The sequence below is a fragment of the Legionella sp. ST3F1 genome, assembly GCF_048553315.1.
GTDB classification, from domain to species: Bacteria; Pseudomonadota; Gammaproteobacteria; order Legionellales; family Legionellaceae; genus Tatlockia; species Tatlockia donaldsonii.
Window position 1 is genome coordinate 1 of the sequence record NZ_JBLZIO010000058.1, and the last position, 380, is coordinate 380.

The window sequence follows — 380 nt, forward strand, 5'->3', positions numbered from 1 at the left end:
TTGTCATGGTAGCCGGCCAGGGCATAGATTACGGCGATTTCATGGACTGAAGCCTGATGCCTGGTTCGGTACTCTTCCACTTTGTTATGGTTTCCAGCCCCAGCATAGGTTTTGGCAATTATATCTACTGAAGCCTGATGCCTGGTTCGGTACTCTTCTACCTTGGCATGGTTGCCGACCAGAGCATAGCCTTCGGCAATTACATGGACTGAAGCCTGATGCCTGGTTCGGTACTCTTCTACTTTGGCATGGTTTCCAGCCCCAGCATAGGTTTTGGCAATTATATCTACTGAAGCCTGATGGCTGGTTCGGTACTCTTCTACCTTGGCATGGTTGCCGACCAGAGCATAGCCTTCGGCAATTACATGGACTGAAGCCTG

Annotated in this window: 1 protein-coding gene; it reads right to left on the reverse strand. The window is 50.3% G+C overall.

Annotation, left to right across the window (positions count from 1 at the left end; translation table 11 throughout):
• Positions 1-380, reverse strand: a 380-nt coding sequence (locus ACN4Z1_RS15950; RefSeq protein WP_419423055.1) for a hypothetical protein, incomplete at both ends; no start/stop codon positions are given.